The sequence below is a fragment of the Actinomycetota bacterium genome (genome assembly GCA_030776625.1).
In the GTDB taxonomy this organism is placed as follows: Bacteria; Actinomycetota; CADDZG01; order CADDZG01; family WHSQ01; genus MB1-2.
The window spans coordinates 24,485-32,969 of record JALYHL010000010.1 but is presented as its reverse complement, the minus strand read 5'-3'; the positions used below and the strand labels follow the sequence as shown (position 1 = coordinate 32,969).

The following is an 8,485-nucleotide window of genomic DNA, read 5'->3' as shown; positions in this document are numbered from 1 at the left end:
GTCGCGACCACTCGGCGTCCTCAGCCGCGCGGACCTGCTGGAGTTCCTCGCACACCAGAAACGCGCCTGAACCTCACGTTCTCGCCGCCCTCGGCGTTCTACTGACGTGCTGCCGCCATTCCAACGGTTCCTAGACGCTCACGCGCCCGCGGTACATCGCTACCTAAGCTCTTGCATGCCGCCGCACGAGGTCGACGACTGCTTCCAGGAGACCTTCATCGCAGCGCTCCGCGCGTACCCGAAGCTTCGCGACGGCTCGAACCTGCGCGCATGGGTGTTGACGATCGCCACCAGGAAGGCGATCGACGGCCATCGCGCCCGGCAGCGCGGCGGTCTCTCGGCGACAGAGCTCCCCGAGGTGGTCGCGGCCGCCGAGAGCGCGCCGGATCCCGAGCTCTGGGCGGCGGTGCGGGCCCTGCCGGCGAAGCAGCGTGGGGCGGTTGTGCTGCGCTACGTGAACGACCTCCCGTACCGAGAGATCGGAGAGATCCTCGGGTGCTCGGAAGCCGCCGCTCGTCAGAGCTGTAAGGCAGGATTGGACCGACTGAAAGAGGTGTGGAGATGACGCGGAAGCTGGAAAGCGCCCTCGCGAAGCGATCGCAGCAACCGACGCCGAGGCAGGTCACCGACGCGAAGTATGCGCTGGCGCGCCGAGCCGCGTTGAGCAAGCTGGTCGACGTGGCGTACGCGAACGTGGACTCCCCGCTCGGCCCCCTCGTCGTCGCCGTCACCAGAAAGGGTGTCGTCTGTGTGCACTACGGCAGCGACGACGCGGCGCTGCAAGAGCTAGCGCGGAAGATCTCGCCGCGCATCATGAACGCTCCCGCAGAGCTCGACGAGGTGCGACGAGAGCTCGACGAATACTTCGCGGGCGCGCGGCAGAGGTTCGACTTCCGGATCGATTGGGCCCTGATGGGCCCGTTCCAGCAGCGCGTGTTGAAGGCCACCTATCGCATCCCCTTCGGCAAGGTCGCCAGCTATCGGGACGTGGCCACCAAGGCGGGCGCCCCCGGCGCCAGCCGGGCCGCCGGAAACGCGCTCGGCGCGAACCCCATCCCGATCGTCGTGCCCTGTCACCGAGTGGTCCGGACCGGGGGGCAGCTGGGCGGCTACACCGGTGGGCTGCACCGCAAAGAGTTCCTGCTGGAGCTCGAGGGGGCGTTAGCGCGCTAGCGAGCGTGCCACCGCGTCCGGGAACTCAGGCGACGACATGCAGGCGAGCTGCGCCTCGGCCTCCGCGTCCATCCCGTCTGTCTGCGAGACGAGGTGCGCGCGATCCACCAGCCTCTTCGCCCACCGCTTGGCCGTATGCGGCGGCTCGGCGAGGCGCGCCGCGACCTCGTCCACGGTGACCACGAGGTCGCTCGCAGGAACCACGCCCTCGGCCAGCCCGATCCGCTCGGCCTGGCGCCCGTCGATCCGCTCGGCCAGCATGATCATCTTCTTCGCGCGCCCGGCGCCGACGAGCTGGGGCAACCTCGTGGAGCCGCCCAGGTCCGGGATCAGCCCGTAACGCATCTCGAGGAGGCCGAGCGACGCGTCTTCCGCCACCACGCGCAGGTCACACATCAACGCGAGCTGGAGACCGGCTCCGTAGGCATGACCCTGAACCGCGGCCACGGTCGGCATCTCGAGCGTGGCGAGCTTCCGGAACCCGGACTGCGCTCGAGCCACGAGCTCCGCCGGGGCTCCGGCCATCCCACCCAGCGAGGACACGTCGATGCCGCTCGAGAAGGACCGGCCCTCGCCCGACACCACGACCACGTGGATGTCGTCGCGGGCTGCGATCTCCTCGGTCGCGGTCGCGAGGGCGTCGAAGACCTCCAGGCTCATCGCGTTCAGGACCTCCGGGCGGTTGAGCCGCAGGTCAGCGCGGGGTCCCGAGAAGGAAAGCTCGACGACGCTCACTGCTCTGACGTCGCCGCACCGGCCCGCGGCGCATCGGCGGCGACAGAGAACGCCTGCGCCAGGTCGTCGATCAGGTCGTCGGGGTGCTCGATGCCCACCGACAGCCGCACCAGGCCCTCGGGAACCTCCATCCCGGACCCCGCGAGGCTGAGATGCGTCATCTCCCCCGGGTGCTCGATCAACGACTCGACGCCGCCGAGCGACTCGGCGAGGAAGAAGAGCCTCGTGCCCTGACAGATCTGCAGCGCCCGCTCCTTGGAGTCGACCTCGAACGAGACCATCCCGCCGAACAGCGGCTCGCCGGTCGCGTTCATCTGCCTGGCCGCGACGTCGTGGTTCGGGAAATGGGCGAGCCCGGGGAAGTGGATCTTCCCCACCGCGTCCTGTTCCTGCAGCCACTCCACTACCCGCGCCGCTCCCAGGCAGTGGGCCCCCATCCGCACCGCCAGCGTCTTCAGCCCCCGCAATAGGAGCCAGGAGTCGAAGGGGCCGGGGATCGCGCCGATCGAGTTCTGCAGGTACCGCAGCCGCTCCGCCAGGGCATCGTCGGAGGTCGCGAGAGAGCCCATGACCAGATCGGAGTGGCCGCCGAGGTACTTCGTGGCCGAGTAGATGACGACGTCGGCGCCGTGCTCGAGCGGCCGCTGGATGTACGGCGTCGCGAACGTGTTGTCCACCGCGACCACGGCTCCGGCCTCGTGTGCCGCGTCCGCGAGAGCCCTCAGATCCAGCACCTTCAGCAGCGGGTTCGTCGGCGTCTCCGCCAGCAGCATGGCCGCGCCATCCGCCAGCTCGGCGCGAACCGAACCCAGATCAGCCATGTCTACGGTGGCGAAGCCGAGGCCGACCTGAGCCAGCACCTTGGCGAACAGCCGGTACGTGCCTCCATAGACATCGTCGGGGATCAAGACACGGTCGCCGGAGCGAAGCGTCATCGCAAGGGTGGCGATCGCGGCCATGCCGGAAGAAAAGGCCACGGCGTGCGTTGACCCCTCCAGGGAGGCGAGACAGGTCTCGAGTGCCCTTCTGGTCGGGTTGTCGGTGCGGGAATACTCGAATCCCTTGTGCTTCGCTACAGCTTCTTGCACGTAGGTCGATGTTTGATAGATGGGCACGACCGCAGCGCCGGTCGCCGGGTCGGGATCTTGACCGGCGTGGATGGCAGCGGTCTCGAAGCGAATAGGGTCGGTCATCTCACTAGCTCCACAGGGAGGGATAGAATCAGCGACAGGGATACCACGGCGAAGGCGCCCGGACGCCCGTGGATCGCGGTAGTGGCTCAGTGGCGCAAGGGGTTGACCAGGATCCCCATCCCGTACTCGCACGCGGTCCGGTCGTCGGGCGGTCACACAAAGGTCCTGTCGGCGTTCGACCTGCCGGCGTCCGAGCAGGTGCCCGTCGGTCTCGAGGTCCTGACCGAGCTCGACCCTCACGACCCCTCACCTCTCGAGGGAGCGTCGGGCCTGTTGATCCCCGGCGGCGGTGACATCGACCCCGAGCTCTACGGCTGCCCGCGCCACCCGCGGACTCACAACGTCAGCAACCGCCGCGACCGCTTCGAGCTCACCCTCCTGGGGCACGCGCTCGAGCGGGACATGCCGGTATTCGCCATCTGTCACGGGATGCAGCTGCTGAACGTCTACTTCGGCGGGCGGCTCGTGCAACACCTCCCGGAGGACCCCTCGCTGCTGGAGCACGACCGCGACATGCCCCGTGCGGAGCCGGTGCACGGCGTTCGAGTGAAGCAGGGAAGCCGGTTCGAAGACCTGATCGGCTCGCTCAACGCCCCGGTGAACTCGCATCACCACCAGGGCCTCGATGGAGTGGCCGGGCCGCTCGAGGAGGTCGGGTGGGCCGAGGACGGCGTGCTCGAGGCGGTTGTCTCGCGCGACCACACGTGGGTGGTGGGCGTGCAGTGGCACCCCGAGGCCATGGCCGACACCGATCGTCATCAGCGCAGGCTGTTCGACCGCTTCGTGACCGCGACCAAGGCCTACAGCGGGAAAGAGTCGGAGCTCACCGCTCGTTCCGCTTGAGAGGCAGGCCCATGACGGCTGCGACGTCCGGCCCCTCCGCCGCGAACCGCTCCGCCACGACCGGGCCGTCGGCGTCCACCAGAACGGAGTAAGCCTCACCGCGGGTCCACTTCGTCAGCGGCAGCTGGAGCCTGGTGGCCCCCGTCACGAATAGGTCTTGCAGGGCGTCCGGCAGCAGGGGTTTCTCGCCTGGGCTCAGCAACGACAACGAGACCGACACCGCCTCCGCCCCCGGGTTAAGCAGCACGATCGAGTCGACGCGCGGTTCCGCGACAGCCGGTGCCGCGAGCCATCTGGAGGTCGCGCGCGTGGCCCCGACCTCCGACGCGGACCCTGTAAGGGCACCGGTTTCGTAGTGGACGCTTCGCTCCGCAACGACCCGGCCGCTCGTGGTGCGGACGATGACGGACGCTCCCCCGACACGGCGATCCGCGCCTCCGACGTTGTCCTTCAACGGAAGTGGCAGAAGCGTCTGGGGCGGGATGACCACCTCTAGGAGCTGGGGCGGCTGGATGGTCTCCGAACCGGTCGCAAGAGACACCGTCGCGACAGCCTCCTCGTCGGTCGGGTTGAGCAGCGATATGCGCTCCTCGATGCCTTCGTCGAGCGCCCCGCCCGGGAAGAACCATTCAGTCGCGGGGGCGGTCGCGCCAAGGGTGAACTGCGCGCTGTCCGGGCGCCCCGTCTGGCTCAGCTGCAGGGCGCGCCACACGATCACGCGACCTCTGTTGGCGATGATGGATGCGCCGACGAAGTTATGTTGGCGGATGTACTCGTTCAGCTCGATCACCGTGGCCTCGCCCGCCGGCACCGCGAGCCCCTCGGCGAGCCTCGCGTTGCTCTCGGGGCCCTTGGGCGTCAGCAACGAAACGCTCACGACCGCCTCATCCGGGAAGGGGTTGTAGACCAGCAGACGTTGCTCGGCGCCGACGGCGCTGGATCCCTCCGCGAAGTGCCACTGCGTGGAGGCGGCCTTCGAGCAGCGCGCGGCGCCCGTGCCGCCGACCTTTCCCGTGAACCTGGTGAGCGACGACGCCACGATCTCCTGGCCGTAGCCGACGAGGTCGGTCGGCGCCACGGTATCGACGACGAGCGTTCTCTCGGGGGCGAGCTCCACCCTTTCCTCCTGGTCGATCCCCACCAGCACCTCTCCAGGAGCCGCCGTGCCCAGGACCACGCTCGACGCCGTCTCGCCCAGAACGGGCGGCGGCGGACAGTAGACCGAGCGCTCGTCGAAGATCGGAGCGGCCCCAGGCGCCGGGCCTGCGGCGAGCGACTCCGTCACGAGATCCAGCGCGACGCCTCCGCCGAGCGCTACAACGAGGAAGGCGCCGAGCAAGGCTTCGCGGCTCAGTCTCATATCGTCGCCCGCCGATCACGCGGGTTACGCGAGAACGCGGCGCCGACGATCACGATCCAGGCCAAAGCGAGCACTCCGAGGGCTGCGGTCTCCGACACGGAGCGCCGATAGCTGATCGAGAGAACACCCTCGCCGCCGCCCCCCTCCGGGAGCGCAAAGCCGTTGCCCCAGCCCGCGTCCACCCGCTCGAGCGGGAGCCCGTCCAGGTCGCCCTGCCAGCGAGGATCATGGGACTCGGCGAGGAAGACCACTCCCTCTCCACGTTCCAGATCCGCTAGATATCGCGCCGGCCCCACCCGCTCCGCGTTCTCCCGAGGCGGAGACACGATGCCGCGGTTGACCGCGGGATCTCTCTCCGCCACCACCGAGATGATCGTCGGAAGCTCCTCGAACACACCGGCGCGAGGCAGAACCTCCCTGTTCGCAAGCAGCATGTACCGCTCCTCGGGGTTGTCGCGGGCCACCGCCAGGTCGGCTTGGCTCAACCAGCGGTGAGCGCCCGGCCCCCGTTCCAGCACCACGTAGCCAACGTTGAAGGCGCCCAGCAGACTGCCGCCGCGGTCCGTCCTTCCCTGCTCTACCGCGGCGATCACCGCCTGAACCTCGCTCTCGGCAGGTCCCGCCGGAGACTCGAACAGATCGGTCATCAGCTCGCCGCGTGCTCCCGTGATCGTGTGTCGCCCGACCGGACGGGGCAGCGACGGGCTCGGTGACCCCCACCGGTCTCCCACCCACAGAGCGCGGAACTGGCCCTCCGCCTGGGCCTCGCTGGCCATCAGGCCCGTGATCTGCTCGGTCTCTTCCGTGTCGGCATGGCCCGAGTCACCGCCTGGGTCCCAGCCGCCCTGGACGAAAGCCGGCCCGAGCCCGGCCGCCACCAAGAAGGTAGAGAGCGCGAGGCCGCCGAGCGCCAGAGCGTGGTGTCGCCCGACGCCGCGGCGCGGAAGGTCGAGGCGGAACGCGCCGACGGCTAACCCGGCGAGACCCGCGAAGGCCGCCGCTGCCAGCATGCCTAGCTCGGTCGGCGAGGCAACGATGGGGCGCAGCGCGCCGATCGAGATGGCCGCGGACAACCACGCCACCCCGACGATGACCGCCCACAGCGCGAGCGCCATGCGTCGCCTCTGTCCGTCGCCCACCAGCACCGCGATGGTCCCGAGCAGTGGCAGCGCCAAGCCGAACAGCGGAGGCGTCTCCGGCATCTGGCCGAGGATCGCGCTGATGAAGCCGTGCTCGGCGAACGGGGCGGCGAATGTGCTCCAGGTCCGGTCGGACCACAACAGGTCGAGCGCCCCGCCCGGTTGCAGCCAGGTTCCGCTCCATGGCAGCAACAGCGCCCACGCCACTACGAGCGCGATCACGCACGAGAGCAACCCGCGGGCCGGGTTGCTCCCCCGGCCGAGGACCGTCCTCGTCGCGGCCAGAAGGACCGCGGCCGCGAGGTAGACGAACAACGACCCCGGAACGAAGGCGGCCGAGATCGCCGCCCCCATCGCTACCCGCGCGATAGCGCGCCCGCGGTTCCAGCCAGGAGGACGGACCCAGCCGATCAACCTGATCATCACCATGAGCACGAACGGAGCCATCGCGCCGAAAACCATCGCGGCCAGCGCCCCCTGTCTGATCCCGGCATACCCGACCGCTCCCAGCGCGTACACCAGCCCCGCGACATAGCGGGATGGACGATCCACCAGCTCCGCGATCAGCGAGTAGGCACCGGCGAATGCGGTCGCGCCCAGCACGAACAGCAGGAGTTTCTGCGCGAACCCTGCGGCGCCGAAAGACACGATCGGAAAGATGCCCAGCAGCGCGAACGCGGGAGGAGCCGGTCCCGGCTGGCCGAACCCGACGCTGCGCCACGGTGACGTGAAGGCGCGCCACATCGCGGCCGCGCTGTCGGGATAGGGCAGGAGCTCGCCGACGGACGCCGGTGGACCGAAGAGGATGTTGCGGAAGCCGAGGACGAAGCCGATCAAGACGAGCGCGGCGACCAGCGCCAGGCGACCGGTGAAGCGCCTGCTCAGCCGACGTGCCTCCGTCGTCCGGCGCGACAGCAACTCGGCCCGGCGTCCCCACGCCTCTTCGAGCCGACCCGCCTGGTGGGACACGTAGAAGCGCACGCGCGTGCTCTGTCGGATCGTCAGGCGGCGCAGCCTTCGATCTGGGACCCTTCGGACCTTCTGCGCACGCGCTCGCTCCGACAGCGTCTGCGGGAGCGTCAACAGATTCCAACCCAGCGCCCGCGCGAGGTTGCCGATCTCGCGCGGTTGGCGAAGGACGATGAAGCCCAGCATCTCACCTAACGACAACAAGACGAACGTAGGGATCAACGTGAGGAGGCGGAGGCCGGAGGCGTTCTTCGTGATCGTGCGCAACCGGTTGCGACGGATGAAGTAGCGCGCAGGCGTGAACGGCGACCTCCGTTGACCACGCGCGAGAGCGATCGCGTGACGAACGCGAGCCGCCGGCTCGACGCGGATGGAGTGGCCCGCCACGCGCGCCCTCCAACACAGATCCAGGTCCTCGGTGAACGCGCGCATCCGCGCGTCCCACCCGCGCAGCTGCTTGAAGACCTCGTGCCGGATCAGCATGCAGGTGGAAGTGACATAGAACACGTCGGTGGCGGCGTCGTGCTGGCCGAGATCGATCTCATGTTCCTCGAGGCCCTTGTAGGGGTAACCGAATCTGTCGACCGCCATCCCGACCTCTTCGAGACGGTCCGGGTCGTCCCACGACACGATCTTCGGACCGACGATCGACGTGACGTCGTCCTGGTACATCCGCCACACCATGCGCTGAACCGCGGTGGGATCGAGAGCCGCGTCGTCGTGGATGAACAGCAGTAGGTCTGCGCGACTCCGAACCCGCGAGAGGGCCCAGTTGATGGCTCCTCCGTAGCCCAGCGGGCGCGGCGTCCTGAGGTAACCCCACCGCCGCCGCTTCAGATGCCTCTTGGCGATGCGTTTCAGCGTCGGGTCGACGTGAGAGTCATCCGACGCGTCGTCCACGACCAGCACGTCCAGGAGCGGATAGGTCTGTGTGTTGAGCGCGACCAGGCAGTCCTTGAACCACGTCCGTCCGTTGTGCGTCACGACGATGCAGAGGACGCTCGGCAGAGATGGATCGGGGACCGAGGTCGTGGGGCGCGTTCGTGCCGGCTGCGTTCGTATGGTCATAGGCG

At 68.8% G+C, this 8,485-nt stretch carries 7 protein-coding genes; 3 read left to right on the top strand and 4 right to left on the bottom strand.

Going from position 1 to position 8,485, the window contains the following annotated elements:
- The first annotated feature begins 175 nt into the window (after nt 1–175).
- On the top strand, nt 176–565 hold the full coding sequence (locus M3N53_13860) for a sigma-70 family RNA polymerase sigma factor (protein ID MDP9069413.1): 390 nt from the start codon (nt 176–178) through the stop codon (nt 563–565).
- A complete protein-coding gene (locus M3N53_13855; GenBank protein MDP9069412.1) occupies nt 562–1,173 on the top strand; it encodes a methylated-DNA--[protein]-cysteine S-methyltransferase in 612 nt (203 codons plus the stop codon). Before M3N53_13860 ends, M3N53_13855 begins: the two co-directional genes overlap by 4 nt.
- On the opposite strand, the gene M3N53_13850 is transcribed toward M3N53_13855, so the two are convergent.
- The gene (locus tag M3N53_13850; protein MDP9069411.1) at nt 1,162–1,908 is read right to left on the bottom strand and encodes an enoyl-CoA hydratase/isomerase family protein; all 747 of its coding nucleotides are present in this window, start codon (nt 1,906–1,908) and stop codon (nt 1,162–1,164) included. The two genes, M3N53_13855 and M3N53_13850, sit on opposite strands and share 12 nt — an antisense overlap.
- A complete protein-coding gene (locus M3N53_13845; protein MDP9069410.1) occupies nt 1,905–3,101 on the bottom strand; it encodes a cystathionine gamma-synthase in 1,197 nt (398 codons plus the stop codon). Before M3N53_13845 ends, M3N53_13850 begins: the two co-directional genes overlap by 4 nt.
- A gap of 81 nt (nt 3,102–3,182) precedes the next feature.
- On the opposite strand from M3N53_13845, the gene M3N53_13840 reads away from it, so the two are divergent.
- The gene (locus tag M3N53_13840; protein MDP9069409.1) at nt 3,183–3,944 is read left to right on the top strand and encodes a gamma-glutamyl-gamma-aminobutyrate hydrolase family protein; all 762 of its coding nucleotides are present in this window, start codon (nt 3,183–3,185) and stop codon (nt 3,942–3,944) included.
- Here the strand turns inward: M3N53_13840 and M3N53_13835 are convergent.
- Together M3N53_13835 and M3N53_13830 are read right to left on the bottom strand one after the other, a co-directional pair.
- Nucleotides 3,925–5,304 (bottom strand): DUF5719 family protein, encoded by a 1,380-nt coding sequence (locus M3N53_13835; protein MDP9069408.1) that lies wholly within the window; start codon nt 5,302–5,304, stop codon nt 3,925–3,927. The genes M3N53_13840 and M3N53_13835 overlap by 20 nt on opposite strands.
- Nucleotides 5,301–8,480: a glycosyltransferase gene (locus M3N53_13830; protein MDP9069407.1), complete on the bottom strand. Its 3,180-nt coding sequence runs from the start codon at nt 8,478–8,480 to the stop codon at nt 5,301–5,303. The genes M3N53_13835 and M3N53_13830 overlap by 4 nt, the downstream gene beginning before the upstream one ends.
- Nucleotides 8,481–8,485 lie beyond the last annotated feature (5 nt).

Bases quoted from the DNA above. Each gene is read 5' to 3' on its own strand.
- M3N53_13860 (MDP9069413.1), top strand. From the start codon at position 176: ATGCCGCCGCACGAGGTCGACGACTGCTTCCAGGAGACCTTCATCGCA.
- M3N53_13855 (MDP9069412.1), top strand. From the start codon at position 562: ATGACGCGGAAGCTGGAAAGCGCCCTCGCGAAGCGATCGCAGCAACCG.
- M3N53_13845 (MDP9069410.1), bottom strand. From the start codon at position 3,101: ATGACCGACCCTATTCGCTTCGAGACCGCTGCCATCCACGCCGGTCAA.
- M3N53_13835 (MDP9069408.1), bottom strand. From the start codon at position 5,304: ATGAGACTGAGCCGCGAAGCCTTGCTCGGCGCCTTCCTCGTTGTAGCG.
- M3N53_13830 (MDP9069407.1), bottom strand. From the start codon at position 8,480: ATGACCATACGAACGCAGCCGGCACGAACGCGCCCCACGACCTCGGTC.